The following is a 21,796-nucleotide window of genomic DNA, read 5'->3' as shown; positions in this document are numbered from 1 at the left end:
GCCGCCATGCAGTTCGCCCTGCTGATCTACGGCGCCGAGGACGACGCGCCCGGCTACCGCGACGAAACCGGCTACGACACGCCGGCCTGGAAGGAGATCATGGCCCGCCATGACGCCTACTGGGCCGAACTCGAGGCCGCCGGAGCCGTCCGCGGCGGCGCCGGACTCCGGCCGGTCGCCTCCGCCCGGACCCTGCGCGTCTCCGCAGGCGGCGCGCGCACCGTCCATGACGGACCGTTCGCCGAGACCCGCGAACAGTTGGGCGGCTTCTACCTGATCGAGGCGCCGGACATGGAGGCGGCCGTGGCCTGGGCGCGCAAGCTGCCGCTCGACACGGCCGCCTCGATCGAGATCCGGCCCTGCTTCGAAGGCGAGCCTCCGGCGTGACGCCGCTCGAGGCGACCTTCCGCGCCGCCGGCGGGCGGGTCGTCTCGGCCCTCGCCGCCCGGTTCCGCGATCTCGACCTCGCCGAGGAGGTCTTCGCCGACGCCTGTCTGAAGGCGGCGCGCGACTGGGTCGACGGCCCGCCCGCCGATCCCGCCGCCTGGCTCTACGCGGTGGCGCGGCGGGCGGCGCTGGACCGGCTGCGCCGCCGCCGCACCGCGGCGGCGCACCGACCGGACGAACCGGCGCCAACGCCCACGCCCGAGGACCACGCCATGTCCCTCGACGAGCCCATCCCCGACGAGCGGCTGCGGCTGATCTTCGTCTGCTGCCATCCGGCCGTGGCCACCGAGGCGCGGGCGGCCCTGACCCTCAGGGCCGTCTGCGGCCTGACCACGGCCGAGATCGCCGCCGCCTTCCTCGTGCCGGAAGCGACGCTGGCCCAGCGGCTGGTGCGCGCCAGGCGCAAGATCGCCGCCGCCGGAGTCCCGTTCGAGGTTCCCGCGTCCGACCGCTGGCCCGAGCGCATGGACGCCGTCCTGTCGACGCTGGAGATCGCCTACGCCGAGGCCCACGCCGACGCCGCCCTCGCCGGCCCGCACGCGGACTTCGCCCGCGAGATGCTCGCCCTCTCCGCCCTGCTCGCCCGCCTCGCCCCGACCGACGCCGAGGCGCAGGCGCTGGCCGCCACGATTCATCTGGCCGAGGCCCGACGCCCGGCCCGCCTCGACGACGCCGGGGCGATGGTCCCGCTCGCCGCCCAGGACGCGCGCGAGTGGGACGCTGCTCTCCTACGGCAGGGCGAGGCTTTCCTCGCCGCGTCCGCCGCCATGGCCCGCTCCGGCTCTCCCGGACCGCGGGCGCTACAGGCGGCGATCCACGCCGCCCACGCGAGCCGTCGCCAAGCGGGCGAGACTCCCTGGCGGGACATCCTTCGCCTCTACGACGCCTTGCTGACGCTTCGGGACGATCCTGTGATCCGCACCAACCGGGCCGTTGCGCTGTCCGAAGTCGAGGGACCCGCGACCGCTCTCCTCCAGCTCGACGCCGCGGCCGCGCGCGGATGGCTTCCCTTCCACGTGGCGCGCGCTGAGCTGCTCGCCCGCCTCGGCAGGATGACCGAGGCCGCCGCCGAGTACGAGGCCGCCCTCGCCCTCGGCCCCTCCCGCGCCGAAGCCCTGTTCCTCGAACGCCGCCGCGCTGCTAGCGTCGCCGCATGAAGCACCTCGTCCCGCTCGTCGCCGCCCTCGCCCTCGCCGCCTGCGCCTCCGCGCCGGAGCCCGCGCCCGCCGTCCAGCTCGGAACCGGCACCGCCGAGGGCTGGGCCGCCGGCAATCGCGAGTACCTGCGCCTCAACGCCCAGCGCCGCGGCTGGACCACCACCGAAAGCGGCCTCCAGTACCGCCGGGTCGGGCGGGCCAATCCGTCGGGCCGCCAGCCCACCGCCGCCGATACGGTCAAGGTCCACTACCGCGGGACCTTCGTCGACGGTCGCCAGTTCGACAGCTCCTACGATCGGGGGGAGCCGGCCGAGTTCCCGCTCGGCCGCGTCATCCGGGGCTGGACCGAAGGCGTCGCCCTGATGCGCGAGGGCGAGACCTTCGAGTTCGTCATCCCGGCCGAGCTCGGCTACGGCGAGCGCTGGGTCGGCGGGGACGAACTGCCGCCGAACTCGACCCTGCTGTTCACCGTCGAACTGCTCGAGGTGAAGCCGGCGGCCTGAGCCGGAACCTCGAACATGACAGGGATTTAATGCGACGGTTCCGGTCGCGGGTTGACCGGCCCCGCCGCGCACGGGTGTTCTGCGCCTCCCGCCGTTGCTGTCGCGAGTCCCGATGATGCGCACCCCCGCCCGCCTGCTCGTCTCCGCCTGCGCCGCGGTGCTGCTGCTGGGCGCCGCCCCGGTCGCCGCCCAGGTCGGGACCCCCGCCCTGCCGGTGGCGCTGGCCCCGATCCCCGAGCCGCGGGCGGTCCCGTACCCCGGGACCATCGGCATCGAGGTGGACGCCACCGACATCGACCGCCGCATCGTCTCGGTGCGCCAGACCATACCCGTCGCGGGCCCCAGCCCCCTGACCCTGCTCTACCCGCTGTGGATCCCGGGCAACCACGGGCCGGTGGGTCCGGTGGACGACGTCGCCGACCTGCGCATCACGGCGAACGGGCAGGTCCTGCCGTGGGTGCGGCATACGGTCGAGACCAACGCCTTCCAGGTCGAGGTTCCGGCGGGCGTCTCCTCGCTCGACGTCGCCTTCAAGTGGCTGACCCCGATCGACGGGAACCAGGGGCGGGTGGTGATCACCGACGAGATGCTCAACATCCAGTGGGAGAAGGCCCTGCTCTATCCCGCCGGCTATGACCACTCCGGCATCACCTTCCGGCCCTCGCTGCGCCTGCCGGCCGGATGGAGCTACGGCGTGGCGCTGGAGACGCAGTCCTTCACCGACGGCCTGGCGACCTTCGCGCCGATCAGCCTGGAGCATCTCGCCGACAGTCCCGTCTTCGCCGGCGCCCACCACCGGACCTATGATCTGGATCCCGGCGGGCGCTCGCCGGTGCGCATGCAGGTCGTCGCGGACGATCCGGAGATGCTGGTCGCCTCCGACGACCACATCGAACTGCACCGCAACCTCGTCGACCAGGCCGACCGCCTGTTCGGCGCCCGCCACTTCGACCACTACGACTTCCTCGTCGCCGTCACCGACGAGCTCGGCGGCATCGGCCTGGAGCACCACCGGTCGTCGGAGAACAGCGTCGATCCGCGCTACTTCACCGAGCCGCAGGCCACCCTCGGAGATCGCGACCTGCTCGGCCACGAGTACGTCCACTCGTGGAACGGCAAGTGGCGCCGCCCGGCGGACCAGCTGACCGGCAACCTCAACGAGCCGGTGCAGAACTCGCTGCTGTGGGTCTACGAGGGCCAGACCCAGTACTGGGGCCTGGTGCTCACCGCCCGCGCCGGGCTGATGACGAAGCAGCAGGCGCTGGACGTCTTCGCCATGACCGCGGCGACCTACGACGACAATCCCGGGCGCGACTGGCGACCCCTGCAGGACACAGTCAACGATCCCATCATCGCCCGCCGCCGTCCGCAGCCGTGGTCCAGCCGCCAGCGCAGCGAGGACTACTACCGCGAAGGCTCGATGATCTGGCTGGACGCCGACACCTGGATCCGCGAGGCGTCCGACGGACGCCGCTCGCTGGACGACTTCGCCCGGGCCTTCTTCGGCGTGCAGGACGGAAATTGGGATCCGGCGCCCTACACCTTCGACGACGTGACCTCGACGCTGAACGGCGTCGAGGCCCATGACTGGGCCGCCTTCCTGCGCGCCCGCCTCGACGCGGCCGGCCCCGAGGCCGCGGGCCCGTTGGGCGGCATCGAGCGGGGCGGCTATCGCCTGGTCTGGCGAGAGACCGAGAACGACTACCAGAAGGCGCTGAACGCCGAGTACGGCCGCAACGACTTCCAGTACTCGCTGGGGATCATGACCAACGGCGACAACCGCATCACCTCGGTGCGCTGGGACTCGCCGGCCTTCGAGGCTGGCCTGACCTCCGGCTGGGACATCGTCGCCGTCAACGGCCGCGCCGCCAGCCCCAAGGCGCTGGCCGACGCCGTCACCGCCGCGAAGGACCCCGCCAGCCCCGTCGAACTGATGGTCCGTCGCGGCGAGCGCTTCCGCACCATCCGCTTCGACTATGCGGGCGGCCTGCGCTACCCGCACCTCGAGCGCATTCCCGGAACCCCCGACCGTCTCGGCGACATTCTCGCCCCCCGTCGCCGCTGATCGCGAGGAGCCCGACCATGATGATCCGCACCGCCGCCCTCGCCCTGCTGCTGGTTTCGACCGCCCCGCCGGCCCTGGCCCAGACCTCCCAGGCCCACACCCCGCTTCCGGCCCCGACCAGCCTGCCGCGCCCCCTGCCGCCGATTCCGGCTCCGCAGGACGTCGACTATCCGGGAACCATCGGCATCCGGGTCGACCTGACCGACCTCGCCCGCAAGGTCATCCGCACCCGTCAGACCATCCCGGTCCGGCCAGGCCCGCTGGTGCTGCAGTATCCGAAATTCCTGCCCGGCAACCACGCCGACACCGGCCCGATCCAGCTGGTCTCGGGCCTGACCGTCACCGGGAACGGCTCTCGCATCGAGTGGGTGCGCGACACCGTCGATCCGCACGCCTTCCACCTCGACATCCCGGCCGGGGTCGAGACCATCGACGTCGACTTCGAGTGGCTGACCCAGCCGGACAACTCGACCTGGCGGGTCGTCATGACCGACGAGATCGTCAACCTGCAGTGGGAGAAGGCCCTCCTCTACCCGGCCGGCTACAATCACAGTCGCATCACCTTCGCCCCGTCGGTGGTCCTGCCCGAAGGCTGGAACTACGGCGTGGCGCTGGACACGGTCTCCCGGGAGGGGAGCGTGGCGACCTTCGCCCCGATCTCGCTCGAACACCTCGCCGACAGTCCGATGTTCGCCGGCCGCCATTATCGCCGCGTCGAGATCGATCCGCGCGGCGAGGACGTCCATCTCAATCTCGTCGGCGACACCGCCGCCGCCATCGAGATCACCCCGGAATGGACCGCGAAGTACGAGAACCTCGTCCAGCAGGCGGACCGGCTGTTCGGCGCCCGTCACTTCGACCGCTACGAATTCCTCTTCGGCCTGACCTCCCGCCTTGGCGGCATCGGCCTGGAGCACCACCGCTCGTCCGAGAACACCGCGGCGCCGAACTACTTCGCCTCGGCCACACCGGCCTTCGGCTCGCGCGGTCTGCTGCCCCACGAGTACGTGCATAGCTGGAACGGCAAGTTCCGCCGCCCGTCCGACGAGCTGGTCCCCAACTTCAACGTCCCGACCCAGAACAGCCTGATGTGGGTCTACGAGGGCCAGACCGAGTACTGGGGCGACGTGCTCACCGCCCGCTCCGGCCTCGGCACGCTGGAGGAGGCGGTGGTCAACCTCGCCGAGATCGCCGGCTTCTACGACCAGCAGCCCGGCCGCGCCTGGCGGGCGCTGCAGGACACCACCAACCACAACCTGCTCGGCTACCGCACTTCCAACCCGTGGCCGTCGTGGATGCGCGGCACCGGGGACTACTACCGCGAGGCGGCGCTGATCTGGCTGGACGCCGACACCCTGATCCGCGAGGCCACCAACGAGCGCAAGTCGCTCGACGACTTCGCCAAGGCCTTCTACGGCGTCGAGGACGGCGTCTGGGAGGCCCGGCCCTACACTTTCGAAGACGTGGTCGAGCATCTGAACGCGGTGCACCCGTACGACTGGGCGACCTTCCTTCGCGAGCGGCTCGACGCGGTCGGACCTGACGCCGAGGCCCCGCTCGACGGGCTCGAGCGCGCCGGCTGGCGCCTGACGTACGTCGACGAACTCACCCCCGTCGAGAAGCGGATGATGGGCGGCTGGGCCAACGACTTCCAGTATTCGCTCGGCTTCACCCTCGCCGGCGGCAACCGGATCGCGGGCGTGCGCTGGGGCTCGCCGGCCTTCGAGGCCGGCCTCGGCCACGGCTGGGAGCTGGTCGCCGTCGGCGACCGCGTCGCCTCGGCCGAAGCCCTGCGCGCGGCGGTGACCGCGGCGAAGGGCGGGTCGGTGCCGATCCGGCTGGTGATCAAGCGCGGCGACGCCTTCCGCACCGTCGAGCTGCCCTACCACGACGGCCTGCGCCACCCGCGCCTCGTCCGCATCGAGGGAACCCGCGACCGCCTCGCCGACATCTTCGCGCCCCGGCGGCGGTAGCCCAAAGAAAAACGGGCCGGGGATCGCTCCCCGGCCCGTCGAACTTCAGCGGATGCTGAGGCCAGATTACTTGATCTGGACCTTGGCGCCGGCTTCGGTCAGCTTCTTGGCGATTTCGTCGGCCTGCTGCTTGGAGACGTTCTCGACGACGTTCTGCGGAGCGCCTTCGACCAGGTCCTTGGCTTCCTTCAGGCCGAGGTCCGAACGAACGCCACGCACTTCCTTGATGACGTTGATCTTCTTGTCGCCGCCGTCGACGAGGACGACGGTGAACTCGGTCTGCTCTTCGGCGGCTTCCGCCGGAGCGCCGCCGGCGGCGCCGCCGGCCGGCATGGCCATGGCCACCGGAGCGGCGGCCGAGACGCCCCACTTTTCTTCCAGCAGCTTCGAGAGTTCGGCGGCTTCCAGAACGGTCAGCGCCGACAGGTCTTCAACGATCTTGGCGAGGTCAGCCATAGGGATAGTTCCTTCGGTAGGATGGGTTCAGAGAGAGGTTTGCAGAGATGGAAGGTCCGCTTACGCGGCGTCCTTGGTGGCGTAGGCGTTGAACACCCGGGCGAGCTGGCCGGCCGGGGCCTGCAGCACGCCGGCGACCTTGGTGGCCGGGGCGTTGATGAGGCCGAGCAGCGAGGCGCGGATCTGGTCCAGCGAGGGCAGCTTGGAGAGGGTCTCCACGCCCTTGGCGTCCAGAACCTTGTCGCCCATGAACCCGCCCTGGACGACGAACTTGTCGTTGGCCTTGGCGAATTCGGCGGTCACCTTGGCGGCCGTCACCGCGTCGGGCGCAAAGGCGATGCCCACCGGACCTTTGAACAGGCCGTGGTAGTCGCTGCCCTCTTCGGCTTCGAGCGCCTTCAGCGCCAGGCGGTTCTTGACCACCTTGAACGTGCCGCCTTCCTTGCGGAGGCGGCCACGCAGGTCTTCCATGTCCGCAACGGTCAGGCCCAGGTTGTGGGCCACGACCACGGCGCCCGCGTCGGCGAAAACGCCCTTCAGCGTTTCGATCGACTCGGCCTTTTGTGCGCGGTCCATTGCGGTCTCCAGTCAGTCGTTCGACGCCGGGGACATTCCCGACGCCGGAGTGCGAAAGCGCCGCGCATCGCTGCGGGACGTTCACGCCGGTCGTATTGTCCGAAGGAAGCTCGCATCCCCGTCCGTCCCGGAACCGGGCCGACGGCGGATCGTCTGCATCCCCATCTCCCCACGGCGCCAGAGGGCTCTCTGGCAGTTACGGCACGGGTGGCCCCCACGCCCCGAAGTTCTCGGACAGGACCGCCGCGGCCGAAGCTGCGACGGAAGAAGGCGCGCTCTATACACGGACGCGGCGGAAAATCAAGCCGGCTCTGGCCATGAGCCGAGAAACCGGTTCTCCTTCCATGTTCAAGGGGAGACGACGCATGATCGCCGCCGAAGACGCAATGGATCGGGACGTCCTGCGCGGGCCGCCCACCCGACTGCTCGGCCCCCTCCGGCTGGGAATCGGCCTGCTGCAGGGTCTTGCCCTGTGGTGGCTGCACTGGACCTCGGACGGCGTCACCGGCTGGCCCTGGGCGCCGGCGGGCTTCGTCATCCTGGTCCTCCTCTTCGCCTTTATCCCGGTCCTGCTGCTCGCCGGCGTCGGGCGCATGCACGGGTCGACCCTCGCGGCATGGACTGTCGTCGCCGTCGCCCTGCTCGCCCTGATGGGCTGGCATGAGGTCGCGCGTCAGAGCGCGGACACGTTGCGGGGACCGCCCTTCTTCACCACGCCCATGCCGCTATTCGCGGCCGCCGCCCTGTTCATCGCCCACCACCTCGTTCTCGCCGCCGACATGGAGCGGCGCTGGATCGCGCCCTTTCCCGTCTACTTCGACACCGCCTGGAAGGCCGGCGTGCAGCTGGTGCTGTCGGTCGGCTTCACCGGGGCCTTCTGGATCCTGCTGTTTCTGGGGGCCGGACTGTTCCGGATCATCGGCCTCGACTTCCTCGAGGACCTGACCCGGAAGAGCTGGTTCTACGTCCCCGTCACCACATTTGTCTTCGCCACGGCCGTCCACCTCACCGACGTGCGCGACGGCCTCATTCGCGGCGTCCGCACGGTCGGCCTGATGCTGCTGTCGTGGCTGCTGCTGGTCATGACCGTGCTGGCCGCCGGCTTCGTCCTCGCCCTGCCGTTCACCGGGCTGAAAGGGCTGTGGGACACCGGCAGCGGAACCTCGCTGGTGCTGGCCGCCGCCGCCGCCCTGATCGTCCTGATCAACGCCGCCTACCAGGACGGCCGGCCGGAGAACCGCCCGCCGCTGGCGGTTCGGCTGGCGGTGCAGGTCGGCTCCCTCCTGCTCCTTCCGCTGATCGTCATCGCCTTCCTGGGTCTCGCCCTGCGCATCGGCCAGCACGGTCTGACACCCGACCGCATCATCGCCCTCGCCTGCGCGCTGGTCGGCGCCGTCTTCGCCGTCGGCTACGCCTGGGCCTCGCTGCGGACCTTCCTGCGCAGGGGCGACTGGATGCGCCCGGTGGAGCCGACCACCCTCGCCGGCGCCGTCGTCGCCTTCGGGCTCATCGTCGCCCTGTTCAGCCCCCTGCTCGACCCCGCCCGCCTTTCGGTCGCCGACCAGGTGGCCCGTCTGGAGCGCGGCGCGGTGGCCCCGGAGGCCTTCGACTACGCCTTCCTGCGCTTCGGGAGCAGGACGGCAGGTCAGGGGGCGCTGGAGCGGCTCGCCCGCTCAGCCGATCCGGTGATCGTGCGCAACGCCCGCAATATGCTGGCGACCGAAAACACGGTCCGCATTGTCGATGTCGGATCTCCGGACACCCTGCCGCGACTCGAGGTCGTTCCCGCTGGCGCCGCCCTTCCGGAAGGCTTCCTCGTTCCGGTGCCCCCCACCGACGACCGGGCCCAATGCGGCGCGGCGCCGGATCGCGCCTGCGTCGCCTCGTCTGTCGACCTGGACGGCGATGGGGAGAGCGAAGTGCTCGTCGCGGACGCCTCCGGCATCCGGCTGTGGACTCGCGGCCCCGACGGCAGGTGGTCTCGCCGCGGCGGCTGGTACGGCCGACGCTGCCCGGATCCAGCCGGCGCGGCCTCCGACCCCCGGGACGCGCTGCGTCAGGGGCAGGTGCAGCCCTTGGCGCCTCGCTGGCCGGACCTGCAGATCGGCGGGACCCGCCACTCCGTACTCATCGATGCACCCGAATGCGGCGTGCGGACTTCGCCGGGCTCTGCAGACTGACGCTCATTCCCTGCAGGTCTCGCGCCTCCCTTAACCCCCCGCTCACCCTGCCCCCCAACCCGATCTTCACCTTGTCGGGGCTAGAACCGTCCCGGAATGAGCCAGCTCCACCGTACGAGGGCCGGCCGGTTTTGATGGAACAGGGGCCGCCAGCATGGCGAAGACCGTACTTGTCGTCGACGACGATCCGACCCAGCGCCGGCTGGCGCAGGCGGTGCTGGAGCGCGAGGGCTACGCCGTTGTCCACGCCGAATCCGGCGGCGAGGCCATCGACCGCCTGACCAAAGGGGGCGGGGCCGACGTGGTCCTGCTCGACATGGTCATGCCCGGCATGAGCGGGCTCGAGGCCCTGGCCGAGATCCGCACCGCCGGCGTGCCGACCCCCGTCATCGTGCTCACCGCCTCGGGCGGGGTCGAGGCCGTGGTCAAGGCCATGCAGGCCGGGGCCCAGGACTTCTTCGTCAAGCCCGTCTCGGCCGAGCGCCTGCTGGTCGGGGTCCGCAACGCCCTGCAGCTGACCCAGCTGACCGCCGAGGTCGGCCGCCTGAAGAAGCACGTCTCCGGCCGCACCTCCTTCGACGACCTGGTCGGCCAGTCGGCCCCCATGCGCCTCGTCCGCTCGCTGGGCCAGCGGGCCGCAAAATCGGGCATCCCGGTGCTGGTCACCGGCGAGAGCGGCGTCGGCAAGGAGGTCATCGCCCGCGCCCTGCACGGCGCCTCGGACCGCGCCGGCAAGCCGTTCGTGGCGGTGAACTGCGGCGCCCTGCCGGCCAACCTCGTCGAGTCGATCCTGTTCGGCCACGAGAAGGGCGCCTTCACCGGCGCCCACGACAAGCACCTCGGCAAGTTCGCCGAGGCCAATGGCGGCACCCTGTTCCTCGACGAGATCGGCGAGCTGCCGCTGGACATGCAGGTCAAGCTGCTGCGCGCCCTGCAGGAGGGCGAGATCGACCCGGTCGGCGGCAAGCGGCCGGTCAAGGTCGACGTGCGCATCGTCTCGGCCACCAACCGCGACCTGGCCGAACAGGTGCGCGAGGGTCGCTTCCGCGAGGACCTGTTCTACCGCCTCAACGTCTTCCCGATCGAGGCGCCGGCGCTGCGCGAGCGCCGCGAGGACATCCCCGCCCTCGTCGAGCACTTCATCGCCCGCTTCAACGTCGAGGAGGGCAAGCGCGTCTCCGGCTGCACGGGCGAGACCCTCGCCCTGCTCTGCGCCTTCGACTGGCCCGGCAACGTCCGCCAGCTGGAGAACGCCGTCTATCGCGCCATCGTGCTCGCCGACGCCCCCTTCCTGCAGCCGCACGACTTCCCCGCCATCTCGGGCAAGAGCGCCAGTCTCCTCCCCATGGAACATGGGGAGGGAGACCGTCCGGAGCCCGCAGGGCGCAGGATGGTGGAGGGGTCGGCCGGAAGCGCCGCCCCCGACCTGCCTCCCCTGCCCGACACCCCCATCCGCATCCTCGACGAGCGCGGTCATCTGCGCACCCTCGAGGAGATCGAGCGGGACCTGATCCAGCACGCCATCGAGGTCTACGCCGGCCACATGTCCGAGATCGCCCGCCGGCTCGGCATCGGCCGCTCGACCCTCTACCGCAAGGTGCGCGAACAGGGTCTGGAGAGCGCGCTGCGCGAAGCCGGCTGACCTCCGGGGCGGCCGCGGCCCTTCGCCACGGCGAAGCCTGATTCCCGAGGAAATCTCGCTCATGGCGATCCGTGCGTGCGTTCCGGCGTATACGTGCGGCCGCCCTGTTCCGGGCAACCCCGGGTTTCGTCGCTGCAATGCGACGGAAACGCGGACGCGGAACGTTTAGCGGCTCGTATCTCCCCGGGACCCGATCATGCTCCTCGTCACCACCGCCCTGTCCGGACTCATGGCCGGCGTCATCCAGACGGCGCCGCCCCAGCCGCAGGCGCCGCAGCCGACGCCCGCGCCGGCGCAGCAGACGCCCCCCCCGGCGGAACCGGAGCCGCAGGAGCCCGCCCCCGCGGCCGCCGACGGCGACGCCTATGAACTCGGGACGGTGGCTGTGACCGGCACGCGCCAGCGCGGCAGCGTCGACACCGACATCCCGCCCGACGTCACCCTGAGCGCCGACGAGATCATGGCCTACGGGGCCTCCGACATCGCCGAGCTGATGACCTACCTGGAGCCGATCACGCGCAGCTCCAGCGGCCGCACCGACCTTCAGCCGGTCTTCCTCGTCAACGGCCGCCGCATCTCCGGCTTCCGCGAGATCCGCGGCATCCCCACCGAGGCCATCGAGCGCACCGAGGTCCTGCCCGAGGCGGTGGCCGTCCAGTTCGGCTACCGGCCCGAGCAGCGGGTGGTGAACTTCGTACTCAAGGCCGATTTCCGCTCGACCACCTACGAGGCGACCGGCCGCGTCCCGACCGAGGGCGGCCGCACCACGGTCGAGGCCGAGGCCGATCTGCTGCGCATCGCGGGCGCCAATCGCTGGTCGATGGACGTGGAGTACGAACGTTCGACGCCCCTCTACGAGACCGAGCGCGACATCCGCCGCGACCCCGGCCCCACGCCCTACGACCTGATCGGCAACGTCACCAGCGATCCCTATTCGCCGGGATGTCTGACGGCGACCCCGGCCACGTGCGTCGCGCTCGACCCGGCCCTCGGCGTGGCCATCACCCCCGTCCCGGGATCGACGACCACCCCGACCCTGGCCGACTTCGCGGCCGCCGCCGGCGACCCCCGCAGCGGCGACCTGACGGCCTACCGCACCCTGTTGTCCGCCTCCGAACGCGCCCAGGTCAGCGGCACGATCAAGCGCGACCTGAACAGCACCACCCAGGCGACGATCAGCGCCAGCCTCGAGGACACCTCCAGCCGCAGCTTCAACGGCCTGCCCGGCGTGCGCCTCGGCCTGCCCGGGACCAACCCCTTCTCGCCCTTCTCCGACGACGTCCAGGTGTTCCGCTACCTTGACGACGCCGCGGCGCTGCAGCGCGAGACCGACCGCCTGCAGGGCGAGCTCGGCTTCGTGCTCGACGGCTTCATCGGCGAGGAATGGCGCTGGACCGCCACCGGGAACTACACCCGCACCGAGACCGACACCGTCACCGGCCGCGGCTACGCCGCCGCCCCCTTCCAGGCCCGCCTGAACGCCGGCGATCCGACGGCCAATCCGTTCGGCCCCCTCGACCCGGCCGCATTCGCCCGCGTGGCCAACGACACCGCCCGCTCGGTGTCCCAGCGGCTCGACACCGAGCTGGTGCTGACCGGCGACGTCTGGGAGCTCCCCGCCGGCGACGTCTCCTCGACCTTCAAGGTCGGGGCCGACACCCTGTCGCTGGACTCCACCAGCACCCGGGGCGGCGTGACCACCGAGCGCGGCCAGTCGCGTGACCGGCTCAGCGGCCAGAGCAGCCTCAACTTCCCCATCGCCAGCCGCCGCAACGAGGTCCTGACGGGCCTCGGCGACCTCTCGGTCAGCGTCGACGCCGGCTTCGAGGAGCTGTCCGACTTCGGCGGCCTGTCCACCTTCGGGACCACGGTCAACTGGTCGCCGATCGAGAAGCTGTCCTTCCTCGCCAGCTGGACCGACGAGGAGGGCGCCCCGACCATCAGCCAGCTCAACGACCCGCTGATCGCCACGCCCAATGTGCCGGTGTTCGACTTCCGCACCGGCGAGACGGTGCTGGTCACCCAGTTCACCGGCGGCAATCCGGACCTCGACGCCGACAATCGCCAGGTCGTCCGCCTCGGCGGCACCCTGCGCCCGCTGACCGAGACCGACCTGTCGCTCAGCACCACCTGGACGTGGAGCCGCACCGACGACTACATCGCCGCCTTCCCGACCCTGACGCCGGACCTTGAGGCCGCCCTGCCCGACCGCTTCGTGCGCGACGCCGACGGGAACCTGGTTTCCGTCGACGCCCGGCCGCTCAACTTCGACCGCTACGAGCGGCAGGACCTGCGCACCGGCTTCAACTTCTCGCGCGCCTTCGGCACGCCGACGCCCCGGCCGGAAGGCGAAGGCGCGGCCGGTCCGGGCCGACGCGGCCCGGGCGGCCCCGGCGGCGGTCCGGTCGTGATGCGCGGCGGCGGCGGCGGCGGCGGCCATCAGGTTCGCATGGGCGGCGGTCGCGGCGGCGGCATGCAGCCCGGCCAGGGCCGCTTCCACGTCTCCGTCTACCACACCTGGCGCATCCAGGACGAAATCTTCATCGCCGACGGCCTGCCGGTGCTCGACCTGCTGGACGGCGCCGCCACCTCGTCGCGCGGCGGCAGCCCGCGCCACGAGGTTCAGGCCATGGGCGGGGTGTTCCGCAACGGAATCGGGACCTTCGTCATGGCCAACTGGCGCGACGGCACCCGCATCGACGGCGGGACCGGCCCGGATCTCGACTTCTCCGACCAGCTGACGGTCAACCTCAACGTCTTCATGGACCTGAGCCAGCGCACCTCGTGGGTCGAGCGCTTCCCGTGGCTCGCCGGTTCGCGCATCCAGCTCGGGATCCAGAACCTTTTCGACAGCCGGCCGGAGGTCACCGCCGACGGCGCCGAGACCCCGCTCAACTACCAGCCCGACTTCCTAGATCCCGAGGGGCGTTCGGTGCGCCTGACGCTCCGGAAGATCCTGTTCTAGGGGCGAGGGGCGAGAGAACAAGATACCTCCGTCACCCTCGGGCTTGACCCGAGGGCCGGAGGTCGGGGCGGCTCAGATGCGGGAGACGGCTCTACGACCTTGCCCCATTCTCCCGATCTGAGACGCGGAACGTCAGGCCCTCGGGTCAAGCCCGAGGGTGACGGTTCAGGTGGGATCAACCGGTTTGGACGGCGCGCGCCGCCCCCACCGCTTCCGCGGCTCCTCCCCCTTCGCCTTGGCCGCGATCTCCTTGAGCTTGCGGCCCTGCATCGCCGACAGCGCCTGGCCGGGCGCGCCCAGTTCGGGATCGCCGAAGGCGCGGCCATGGGTCTTCACGCGCTCGCCGACCGAGTCGAGAAACTCGCCCTCCCACTCCGACAGGGTCACCCCGGCCTTCTCGGCCGTGCGCCGCGCCCGCTTCAGCGCGTTCAGCGCCGCCCGCTGCGCCGCCTTGCGCTGGGCTTCGAAGGGGGAGAGCGGCGGCTTTCGCTTCATCTGGAGAAGGTTCCAGGTGCTAGGGTCTCGGGACGATGACCCGTCGATCTGCACCCTAAAACCTAAAACCGAGCCCCTGGAACCTATACCTCGCCAAGCGCCGACAGATACAGGTCGAGGATCGCCTCCTCCTCCTGCCGCTTGGCCTTGTCCTGCTTGCGGATGCGGATGACCTTGCGCAGCGTCTTGACGTCGTAGCCCTCGCCCTTCGCCTCGGCGAAGACCTCCTTCTGGTCGGCCATCACCGCCTGCTTGTCCTCCTCGAGCCGCTCCAGCCGCTCAATGATGGTGCGCAGACGGCCCTGGGCGGTGGCGGTCAGCACGTCGGGCGAGGCGTCGAAGGCGGCGTCGTCGGCCATGGCGGGAAACTCCGGTCAGAACAGTCGGGAACGGCTAATCATGTCGCGGCCCCCTGCGGAAGGCCGGACGCGAAAAAGGCTGCGGACAAAATCCGCAGCCTTGGGAAAGTCTCTGGGTGCGCTGGCGCTCGCCGCGCGGCGGCTCGCTGCTTGAGCGCGTCCCCTTAGCCCTGCTTCGCCTTGAAGCGCGGGTCGGTCTTGTTGATCACATAGACCTTGCCCTTGCGGCGCACGACCTTGCAGTCGCGGTGACGGGTCTTGAGCGACTTGAGCGAGCTGCGGACCTTCATGGTCGTCGGGCCTCGGAAAAGCGAAAACAGAAAAGCCGCGAGGCGGACCTTGCGGCGGGAGCGGTGCCTATAGAGAGGGACGGCGATGCCGTCAACCGGGGGCGGCGCGGATTGCCGCGCAGGGTGGGAGGCGGTCGCCAGCGGAGGAAGCTTGCCTCAGAAGCGCCTAGCGCCCGTTCCAGAACCGAAGGACTCCTCGGACACGCTCACCTTCCGCAGGTCCGTCGGGCTTCATCTCGACACGCGCGCCCCGTTGCATGGCGACGATGGCTGCGCGTCCAAAGCCATCGCCCGAAGGCGTTTCCGTCTCAATCTGGCAGTTTTCGAACGTTCCGTTTGCCCTGACGACGCAAATCACTGACGCCTCGCCCCGGCTGGAGGTGGCCCGTGTCGGGAACTCAGGCTGTGGGCGACGGAGGAAGGTGACCTCATCGCCATTCCAGAGACGTGGCGAGGGTGCATCCTGGCTCGCACCTGTGGCAAGCACAGCCACCATCATAAGAGCCAAAGTCATAGAAGCCCCCTGGCCCGAGTTGTCGCGGAGAACCTGTGCGTCTGCAACGGGTAGGAACCGCCTTCCGGAAGGCCCGCCTCCGGCCGCGCTCAAGCAGCGAGCGCCCGCGGCGCGAGCGATAGCGCGCCAATCACGCTGGAGGCCTGGCCTCCGAGTCGAACGGAGGGATTGCGGGGTTGCACCCCCGCCGCGTTGCCGCTCCGCCACCAGGCCGCTGAGCGCCCGGCTTCCCTACGCCCGTGGCGATTTCCGCACCAACAAGAATGAGGGTTAACGACGCCCGGCGGGGAATTTACGGCAACGCTTTCTCCCCCGAGGCGCTGTAGCCCTTCGACCCGTCTCGCGGACTTGTTATGAGGCCCTGCCCGGCCCGGAGATTACCTTGCGAATCATGCGTCTCAGCCTCCGCCTCGTTCTCATCGGAACCGTCGCCGCCTGCGCCCCCATGCTGCCGGAGACGCCGCCGCCCCTGCCCGGCGCCGCCCCGGCTCCGGTCCAGCCGGCGCCGTCGTCGCCGACGCCCGCCCCCGCGCCCGTCCAGCCGCCCGCCGCCGACGCCGGCGACCTCGCCGGCTTCGAGGGCTGGAAGCAGGGCTTCCTCGCGCGCCACGGCGGCGTCCGTCGCGCCGCCTATGAGCGCGAGCTGCAGGGCCTCGTTCCCGATCCCTCGGTGATCCGGCTGGACCGCAATCAGCCCGAGTTCAGCCGGCCGGCCGGCGCCTATGTCCAGAACGCCGTCACCGCCACCCGCATCGCCCAGGCCCGCCAGCGCGTCGACCGGGTGCCGTGGGACGTGGTCCAGCGCTTCGGCGTGCCCTCCGAGATTCTCGTCGCCATCTGGGCCCAGGAGAGCGCCTTCGGCCAGGTGCAGGGCGACAACGACGTGATCCGCTCCCTGGCCACCCTCGCCTTCGACGGCCGCCGCCGCGACTGGGCCGAGCAGCAGCTCAAGCACGCGCTGGACATCGTCGTCGACGGCAGGCGCGCCCGCGCCGGCCTCAAGGGCAGCTGGGCCGGGGCCATGGGGCAGACCCAGTTCATGCCCGACAACTACCTCCGGCTGGGCGTGGACCAGACCGGCGACGGCGTCGTCGACATTTGGGGCTCGGACGCCGACGCCCTGGCCTCCGCCGCCAACCTGCTGGCCCAGGCCGGCTGGAAGCGCGGCCAGAGCTGGGGCTACGAGGTGACCCTGCCGTCGAACTTCGACTACGCCGAGGCCGAGGGTCCGCGGCATCCGTGGTCGTACTGGGCGGCGCGCGGCGTGCGCCTCGCCAACGGAGCCTCGCCCACCGCCGCCGAGGCCGCCGAGGAAGCGACCATCCTCCTGCCCCAGGGCGCGCGCGGCCCGGCCTTCCTCGCCCTGCCTAACCACTACGTCATCCGCCGCTACAACAACTCGGTCAGCTACGCCCTGGCCATCGGGCTCACCGCCGACGGGGTGCAGGGCAAGCCGGGCCTGGTGGCGACCTGGCCCAACGACCCGCCGCTGTCGCGCGAGCAGCGCATCGGCGCCCAGCGCGCCCTGACCGCCCTCGGCTACGACACGCAGGGGATCGACGGGGTCATCGGCGCCAACACCCGCGCCGCCCTGCGCCGCTGGCAGCAGGCGACCGGGCGGCTGGCCGACGGCTACCTGACCGCCGACCTCGCCGACGAGCTGATCCGGCGGGCGGGCTGATCATAATTCTCCCTCCCCCGGGGTGGGAGACGCGCTCCCCACCTGATCGTTGTTAACCCGCCCCGGCTTCGCTACGGCTGTCCCGTCACCACCCGGAGCCGCCATGACCCGCGCCAGCGACCGGTTCGAGGGCACCTCGAACTACATCGCCACCGACGACCTGAAGATCGCCGTCAACGCCGCCGTGGCCCTGGAGCGGCCGCTGCTGATCAAGGGCGAACCCGGCACCGGCAAGACGGTGCTGGCCTGGGAGATGGCCCGGGCGCTGGACGCGCCGCTGATCACCTGGCACGTCAAGTCGACCACCAAGGCGCACCAGGGCCTCTACGACTACGACGCCGTCAGCCGCCTGCGGGACAGCCAGCTGGGCGAGGAACGGGTCCACGACGTCCGCAACTATCTGAAGAAGGGCAAGCTGTGGGAGGCCTTCACCTCTCCGGTCCGGCCCGTCCTGCTCATCGACGAGATCGACAAGGCCGACATCGAGTTTCCCAACGACCTGCTGCAGGAACTCGACCGCATGGAGTTTTACGTCCACGAGACGGACGAGACGATCCGCGCCGAGCGTCGCCCGGTGGTGGTCATCACCTCCAACAACGAGAAGGAGCTGCCGGACGCCTTCCTGCGCCGCTGCTTCTTCCACTACATCCGCTTCCCGGACGACGAGACGATGAAGGCCATCGTCGAGGTCCACTTCCCGGGCATCAAGCCGAGGCTGGTCTCGGAGGCGCTGAAGACCTTCTACGAGATCCGCGACACGCCGGGGCTGAAGAAGAAGCCCTCGACCTCGGAACTGCTCGACTGGCTCAAGCTGTTGATGGTCGACGACGTCGATCCGGCCGTGCTGCGCGAGAAGACGCCGGGCAAGCTGGTCCCGCCGCTGCACGGGGCCCTGCTCAAGAACGAGCAGGACGTGCACCTGTTCGAGCGCCTCGCCTTCCTCGCCCGCCGCGAGGGAAGCCGGCCCGGACTGTAATCTTCCGCCACGCCGCCGATCAGGTTTGGACACCCCGGTTACCGCGATTTCACTGGTAATGGCGCGCGCCGGGATCACCATAGAGGCCGTACAAGGACACCGCCCATGTCGACCCGTCCCCTTCTGGTTCCTGCCCTCTGCGCCGTCGCCGCGCTCGTCGCCGCCTGCGATGTCGAGACGTCCCGGTCGGTGCGCCTCGAACGCGCGTCGGACGACGGCGCCGGCAAGGGCGTGCTCAAGGTCGTCGACGCCCTGCAGTGCCCCCAGACCCAGGGAAGCCTGACCCGGAAGGGTTCGGCCAGCGCCGGCGGCACGGTGTGCAGCTACGTCGGCCCGCGCGGGACCGAGGTCAGCCTCCACCTCGTCGCCCTCGACGGCGGCTCCCCCGCCGAAGCCCTGAAGGCATTCGAGCAACGACTGTCCGGCGACCTGCCGCAGGCCGTGGTCGGGCTCGAGCAGGCGGCCTCCGAGGCCGAGCGTGACGCCGCCCGGGCCGAAGCCCGGGCCGACGCGGCGGCCACCCGCGCCGACGCCGCCGCCGAAGCCTCGGCGTCGGCGGGCGACCGCGCCTCGGTGCGGGCCCCCGGCGTGGCCGTCGACGCCAACGGCGACGACGCCACCGTCCGCCTCCCCGGCCTGCACATCGAGACCCGCGGCGACCAGGCCAGCGTGCGCATCGGCGGCTTCCACATCGACGCCGACGACGGCTCGGGCTCGGTCGACATCCAGGGCGGCGAAGACGGCGACAACGTCAGCATCCGCGCCCGCAACGACAGCGCCGAGATCCGCGCCAGCGCCGCCGGCGACGCGACCCGGGCCAGCTGGATCCTGACCGACAACCGGCCCTCGGCCGAAGGTTGGCGGCTGGTCGGCTACGAGGCCCGCGGCCCCGTCGGCGGCCCCCTCGTGGTCGCCACCGTCCGCTCCCGCGACCGCGATCGCGGCCGCGCCTTCGAGGACGCCAAGGACCTGGTGACGCTCAACGTCGGGGAATAACGCCCTTGATCGTCGCGCCCGGATGGGTCACCTGACCGGCCCAGCGACAGGAACCCGCCTTGGCCGTCACGCCCCGCTCCTCTTCCGCCAAAGCCCCGCGCGCGTGGCAGCGCATGCTGTCCGGCCGCCGCCTCGACCTGCTCGACCCGTCGCCGTTCGACATCGAGATCGAGGACATCGCCCACGGTCTCGCCCGCGTCGCCCGCTGGAACGGCCAGACGATCGGCGAGCACGCCTTCTCGGTGGCCCAGCACTCCTGCGTGGTCGAGGAGATCGCCGCCCACATCCGGCCCGGTCTGGAGCCGAAATGGCGCCTGGCCGCCCTGCTCCACGACGCCTCCGAATACGTCATCGGCGACATGATCTCGCCGTTCAAGTCGGCGCTCGGCGTCAACTACAAGGCCTTCGAGGCCCGGCTGGAGGCCGCCATCCACCTCCGCTTCGGCCTGCCCCCCAAGAACCCGGTCGAGATCAAGACCCTGATCAAGAAGGCCGACCGCGCCTGCGCCTTCTTCGAGGCCACCCAGCTGGCCGGTTTCACGAAGAAGGAGTCGCTCGGCCTGTTCGGGGCGCCGCCCGCCGGCTACGACCTGGTCATCGACCCCCTGCCCGCGCCCGTGGCCCAGCAACGCTACCTCGAGCGCTACCGGGTGCTGGCCGAGGCCGTCGGCCTGATCCCCGCCGCCGACGCCTGGCATACGGAATAGCCATGACGGCGACGCTGGACCCGTCGATCGACCAGGCCGGCGTCCGCATCGGCCTGTCCGCCGTGGTCATCGCCCTGCGCGACGGCGCCGCCTGCGTTCTCACCACCCCCGGCGCGGACGGCGCGGCCGCCCTGCCCTTCGGTCCGTTCGACCCCGTCCGCGACCGCACCTTCGAGCTGGCGCTCAGGGCCTTCGTCACCGTCCAGACCGGCTTCCGCCTCGGCTTCGTCGAACAGCTCTACACCTTCGGCGACCTCGGCCGCGACAGCCCGCGCGCCACGCCCGGTCCGGAGCGCCGTCGCGAGGTTTCGGTCGGCTATCTGGCGCTCACCGCCGACGGCGCGGACGCCCCCCTGGCCGAGGCGCGCTGGACGCCCGTACTCGACTTCTTCCCGTGGGAGGATCGTCGCGACGGTTCCCCGGCCTGCCTCCCGCCCCTGCTGGAGGCTCTCGCCGGCTGGGCGGACGGCGACCTGCGTCGCCAGGTGCGCATCGACGCCCTCTTCGCCGGGGCCGGACTGCGCTGGAACGAAAGCCGGGTGCTGGAGCGCTACGAACTGCTCTACGAGGCGGGGCTGGTGGCCGAGGCGGCGCGCGATCGCGACCTGCCGCCGCCCGCCCTCGCCTCCGGCCGGCCGATGGCCTCCGACCACCGTCGCATCCTCGCCACCGGCCTGGGCCGGCTGCGCGCCAAGCTGCGCTACCGCCCGGTGCTGTTCGACCTGATGCCCGGGACCTTCACCCTCTCCGGCCTGCAGGCCGCCGCCGAGGCGGTCTCCGGCCTGTCGCTGCACAAGCAGAACTTCCGCCGCGGCGTCGAGCGCACCGGCCTGGTGCGCCCCACGGGCCGCCTCTCCGCCGCCACCGGCGGTCGTCCCGCGGAGCTCTACCGGGCGGCCGACGGCGACCTCTCCGCGGGCGAAGCCCTCGGCCTGCCCCTGCCCGCCCTGCGCTGACGATTTTCCGCATCCGGCCGCTTGCGGCGCGGGCCCTCTCCGACTAGTTAGGCCGTCCGTTCGACCAGAGACGTTCGGCCCCGCGGAGAGGTGGCAGAGTGGTTGAATGTACCGCACTCGAAATGCGGCGTACGTGGAAGCGTACCGGGGGTTCGAATCCCCCCCTCTCCGCCACCGCCTTGAAGAGCTCAAGGCGATCCGTAAGTTGCTGATCCAGTAGGACTTATCGGCCGCCCTAGGTACAAAAGGGCGGTACAAATGGCTGTTCGCATGGTGGCGCTTAAGCGGACCCAGGGCGGGCTCTGGGCGGCACGCAAGGTTATTCCCGCGGATGTGCGGGAGGCGTACGGCAGGCGGGAAGAGAAACGAACCTGGCCTGCGGATCTCAGCCTCTCAGAGGCGAAGTCCGCCTTCGCATCCTGGCTCTCCGACGTCGAAGCGAGGATCGAGAACTTCAGGAAGCGGGCAGCCGGTGAGTCCGTCACGCTGACTCACCGCCAGATGACGTGACCCCCGTTTCTCATCCAGCCATAACAAGAGTCCGTAGTTGATCTGAGCTGGGGTTGTTGGGGTTGGCAAGAGGCCGGTCTGCGCAGCCATCAACCAGCGCAGCAGGCCGGCCGATCTTTCCGGCAAGCGCCTCGGCATAGGCCTTCGGCGTCAGCCAGCCGAGCTTGGAGTGCGGCCGGGCTTCGTTGTAGTCGCGCCGCCAGGATTCCAGCACGATGCGGGCGTGTGGCAGCGACCGGAACAGAGTTTCGTTCAGCAGCTCGTCCCGTAGACGGCCGTTGAAGCTCTCGTTGAAGCCGTTCTGCTGGGGCTTGCCCGGCGCGATGTAGTGCCAGCCGACGTTGGCCT

20 protein-coding genes and 1 tRNA gene are annotated in these 21,796 nt (G+C 70.9%); 15 read left to right on the top strand and 6 right to left on the bottom strand.

All coding sequences use genetic code 11. The features are described 5' to 3' along the window. Nucleotides 1-6: 6 nt before the first annotated feature. The 5 genes from BM333_RS15060 (at nucleotide 7) to BM333_RS15040 (ending at nucleotide 6,145) form a co-directional block, all read left to right on the top strand. The gene (locus tag BM333_RS15060; protein WP_092313626.1) at nucleotides 7-387 is read left to right on the top strand and encodes a YciI family protein; all 381 of its coding nucleotides are present in this window, start codon (nucleotides 7-9) and stop codon (nucleotides 385-387) included. Continuing rightward, the gene (locus BM333_RS15055; RefSeq protein WP_092313623.1) at nucleotides 384-1,604 is read left to right on the top strand and encodes an RNA polymerase sigma factor; all 1,221 of its coding nucleotides are present in this window, start codon (nucleotides 384-386) and stop codon (nucleotides 1,602-1,604) included. The genes BM333_RS15060 and BM333_RS15055 overlap by 4 nt, the downstream gene beginning before the upstream one ends. Continuing rightward, nucleotides 1,601-2,107: an FKBP-type peptidyl-prolyl cis-trans isomerase gene (locus BM333_RS15050; protein ID WP_092313620.1), complete on the top strand. Its 507-nt coding sequence runs from the start codon at nucleotides 1,601-1,603 to the stop codon at nucleotides 2,105-2,107. The genes BM333_RS15055 and BM333_RS15050 overlap by 4 nt, the downstream gene beginning before the upstream one ends. Nucleotides 2,108-2,219: 112 nt before the next feature. Continuing rightward, entirely contained in the window at nucleotides 2,220-4,172 is a 1,953-nt protein-coding gene (locus BM333_RS15045; RefSeq protein WP_092313617.1) for a M61 family metallopeptidase, read from the top strand. Between the two features lie 17 nt (nucleotides 4,173-4,189). Continuing rightward, complete coding sequence (locus tag BM333_RS15040; protein ID WP_092313614.1) at nucleotides 4,190-6,145, top strand: M61 family metallopeptidase; 1,956 nt, start codon at nucleotides 4,190-4,192, stop codon at nucleotides 6,143-6,145. A gap of 66 nt (nucleotides 6,146-6,211) precedes the next feature. Here BM333_RS15040 and rplL read toward each other — a convergent pair whose 3' ends face one another. Continuing rightward, nucleotides 6,212-6,601 (bottom strand): 50S ribosomal protein L7/L12, encoded by a 390-nt coding sequence (rplL, locus tag BM333_RS15035; protein ID WP_092313611.1) that lies wholly within the window; start codon nucleotides 6,599-6,601, stop codon nucleotides 6,212-6,214. A gap of 60 nt (nucleotides 6,602-6,661) precedes the next feature. Then, the gene (gene rplJ / locus BM333_RS15030; protein ID WP_092313608.1) at nucleotides 6,662-7,177 is read right to left on the bottom strand and encodes a 50S ribosomal protein L10; all 516 of its coding nucleotides are present in this window, start codon (nucleotides 7,175-7,177) and stop codon (nucleotides 6,662-6,664) included. Between the two features lie 365 nt (nucleotides 7,178-7,542). On the opposite strand from rplJ, the gene BM333_RS15025 reads away from it, so the two are divergent. The 3 genes from BM333_RS15025 to BM333_RS15015 all read left to right on the top strand — a co-directional run bounded on the left by BM333_RS15025 (nucleotide 7,543) and on the right by BM333_RS15015 (nucleotide 13,964). After that, a complete protein-coding gene (locus tag BM333_RS15025) occupies nucleotides 7,543-9,357 on the top strand; it encodes a DUF4153 domain-containing protein (protein WP_177221917.1) in 1,815 nt (604 codons plus the stop codon). Nucleotides 9,358-9,511: 154 nt separating this feature from the next. After that, nucleotides 9,512-10,999, top strand: coding sequence for a sigma-54-dependent transcriptional regulator (locus BM333_RS15020; protein ID WP_092313602.1), 1,488 nt, complete (start codon nucleotides 9,512-9,514; stop codon nucleotides 10,997-10,999). Nucleotides 11,000-11,195: 196 nt separating this feature from the next. After that, the gene (locus BM333_RS15015; protein ID WP_092313599.1) at nucleotides 11,196-13,964 is read left to right on the top strand and encodes a TonB-dependent receptor; all 2,769 of its coding nucleotides are present in this window, start codon (nucleotides 11,196-11,198) and stop codon (nucleotides 13,962-13,964) included. 165 nt (nucleotides 13,965-14,129) lie between these two features. Here BM333_RS15015 and BM333_RS15010 read toward each other — a convergent pair whose 3' ends face one another. The 3 genes from BM333_RS15010 to ykgO form a co-directional block, all read right to left on the bottom strand. Continuing rightward, the gene (locus BM333_RS15010) at nucleotides 14,130-14,459 is read right to left on the bottom strand and encodes a hypothetical protein (RefSeq protein WP_092313596.1); all 330 of its coding nucleotides are present in this window, start codon (nucleotides 14,457-14,459) and stop codon (nucleotides 14,130-14,132) included. Between the two features lie 83 nt (nucleotides 14,460-14,542). After that, entirely contained in the window at nucleotides 14,543-14,818 is a 276-nt protein-coding gene (gene gapR / locus BM333_RS15005; RefSeq protein ID WP_092313593.1) for a nucleoid-associated protein GapR, read from the bottom strand. A gap of 164 nt (nucleotides 14,819-14,982) precedes the next feature. Continuing rightward, the gene (ykgO, locus tag BM333_RS15000; protein ID WP_045655953.1) at nucleotides 14,983-15,108 is read right to left on the bottom strand and encodes a type B 50S ribosomal protein L36; all 126 of its coding nucleotides are present in this window, start codon (nucleotides 15,106-15,108) and stop codon (nucleotides 14,983-14,985) included. Nucleotides 15,109-16,013: 905 nt separating this feature from the next. On the opposite strand from ykgO, the gene BM333_RS14995 reads away from it, so the two are divergent. The 7 genes from BM333_RS14995 to BM333_RS14965 all read left to right on the top strand — a co-directional run bounded on the left by BM333_RS14995 (nucleotide 16,014) and on the right by BM333_RS14965 (nucleotide 21,448). Beyond that, nucleotides 16,014-17,303 (top strand): lytic murein transglycosylase, encoded by a 1,290-nt coding sequence (locus tag BM333_RS14995; RefSeq protein ID WP_092313590.1) that lies wholly within the window; start codon nucleotides 16,014-16,016, stop codon nucleotides 17,301-17,303. A 103-nt stretch (nucleotides 17,304-17,406) separates the two neighbouring features. Further along, nucleotides 17,407-18,279, top strand: a complete 873-nt coding sequence (locus BM333_RS14990) for an AAA family ATPase (protein WP_092313587.1) — start codon at nucleotides 17,407-17,409, stop codon at nucleotides 18,277-18,279. A 105-nt stretch (nucleotides 18,280-18,384) separates the two neighbouring features. Then, nucleotides 18,385-19,275 carry a methyltransferase type 11 gene (locus BM333_RS14985; RefSeq protein ID WP_092313584.1) on the top strand — a complete coding sequence of 297 codons (891 nt, stop codon included), beginning with the start codon at nucleotides 18,385-18,387 and terminating at the stop codon, nucleotides 19,273-19,275. Nucleotides 19,276-19,388: 113 nt separating this feature from the next. After that, nucleotides 19,389-19,982, top strand: coding sequence for a YfbR-like 5'-deoxynucleotidase (locus BM333_RS14980; RefSeq protein WP_092313652.1), 594 nt, complete (start codon nucleotides 19,389-19,391; stop codon nucleotides 19,980-19,982). A gap of 2 nt (nucleotides 19,983-19,984) precedes the next feature. After that, entirely contained in the window at nucleotides 19,985-20,938 is a 954-nt protein-coding gene (locus BM333_RS14975; RefSeq protein WP_092313581.1) for an NUDIX hydrolase, read from the top strand. Nucleotides 20,939-21,022: 84 nt separating this feature from the next. Continuing rightward, a tRNA-Ser gene (locus BM333_RS14970) sits at nucleotides 21,023-21,112 on the top strand. A gap of 84 nt (nucleotides 21,113-21,196) precedes the next feature. After that, on the top strand, nucleotides 21,197-21,448 hold the full coding sequence (locus BM333_RS14965) for a hypothetical protein (RefSeq protein WP_092313578.1): 252 nt from the start codon (nucleotides 21,197-21,199) through the stop codon (nucleotides 21,446-21,448). Between the two features lie 10 nt (nucleotides 21,449-21,458). Here the strand turns inward: BM333_RS14965 and BM333_RS16215 are convergent. Then, nucleotides 21,459-21,796: integrase core domain-containing protein (locus BM333_RS16215; protein WP_245777310.1), on the bottom strand; the 338-nt coding region annotated here is incomplete at its 5' end.

It is taken from the genome of Brevundimonas viscosa (genome assembly GCF_900116065.1).
In the GTDB taxonomy this organism is placed as follows: Bacteria; Pseudomonadota; Alphaproteobacteria; order Caulobacterales; family Caulobacteraceae; genus Brevundimonas; species Brevundimonas viscosa.
This window is presented reverse-complemented; position numbering and strand designations above follow the sequence as displayed.

Coding starts and splice junctions, on each gene's coding strand:
- BM333_RS15060 (WP_092313626.1), top strand. CDS start 7: ATGCAGTTCGCCCTGCTGATCTACGGCGCCGAGGACGACGCGCCCGGC.
- BM333_RS15050 (WP_092313620.1), top strand. CDS start 1,601: ATGAAGCACCTCGTCCCGCTCGTCGCCGCCCTCGCCCTCGCCGCCTGC.
- BM333_RS15045 (WP_092313617.1), top strand. CDS start 2,220: ATGATGCGCACCCCCGCCCGCCTGCTCGTCTCCGCCTGCGCCGCGGTG.
- BM333_RS15040 (WP_092313614.1), top strand. CDS start 4,190: ATGATGATCCGCACCGCCGCCCTCGCCCTGCTGCTGGTTTCGACCGCC.
- rplL (WP_092313611.1), bottom strand. CDS start 6,601: ATGGCTGACCTCGCCAAGATCGTTGAAGACCTGTCGGCGCTGACCGTT.
- rplJ (WP_092313608.1), bottom strand. CDS start 7,177: ATGGACCGCGCACAAAAGGCCGAGTCGATCGAAACGCTGAAGGGCGTT.
- BM333_RS15025 (WP_177221917.1), top strand. CDS start 7,543: ATGATCGCCGCCGAAGACGCAATGGATCGGGACGTCCTGCGCGGGCCG.
- BM333_RS15020 (WP_092313602.1), top strand. CDS start 9,512: ATGGCGAAGACCGTACTTGTCGTCGACGACGATCCGACCCAGCGCCGG.
- BM333_RS15015 (WP_092313599.1), top strand. CDS start 11,196: ATGCTCCTCGTCACCACCGCCCTGTCCGGACTCATGGCCGGCGTCATC.
- BM333_RS15010 (WP_092313596.1), bottom strand. CDS start 14,459: ATGAAGCGAAAGCCGCCGCTCTCCCCCTTCGAAGCCCAGCGCAAGGCG.
- gapR (WP_092313593.1), bottom strand. CDS start 14,818: ATGGCCGACGACGCCGCCTTCGACGCCTCGCCCGACGTGCTGACCGCC.
- ykgO (WP_045655953.1), bottom strand. CDS start 15,108: ATGAAGGTCCGCAGCTCGCTCAAGTCGCTCAAGACCCGTCACCGCGAC.
- BM333_RS14995 (WP_092313590.1), top strand. CDS start 16,014: ATGCGTCTCAGCCTCCGCCTCGTTCTCATCGGAACCGTCGCCGCCTGC.
- BM333_RS14990 (WP_092313587.1), top strand. CDS start 17,407: ATGACCCGCGCCAGCGACCGGTTCGAGGGCACCTCGAACTACATCGCC.
- BM333_RS14985 (WP_092313584.1), top strand. CDS start 18,385: ATGTCGACCCGTCCCCTTCTGGTTCCTGCCCTCTGCGCCGTCGCCGCG.
- BM333_RS14980 (WP_092313652.1), top strand. CDS start 19,389: ATGCTGTCCGGCCGCCGCCTCGACCTGCTCGACCCGTCGCCGTTCGAC.
- BM333_RS14975 (WP_092313581.1), top strand. CDS start 19,985: ATGACGGCGACGCTGGACCCGTCGATCGACCAGGCCGGCGTCCGCATC.
- BM333_RS14965 (WP_092313578.1), top strand. CDS start 21,197: ATGGCTGTTCGCATGGTGGCGCTTAAGCGGACCCAGGGCGGGCTCTGG.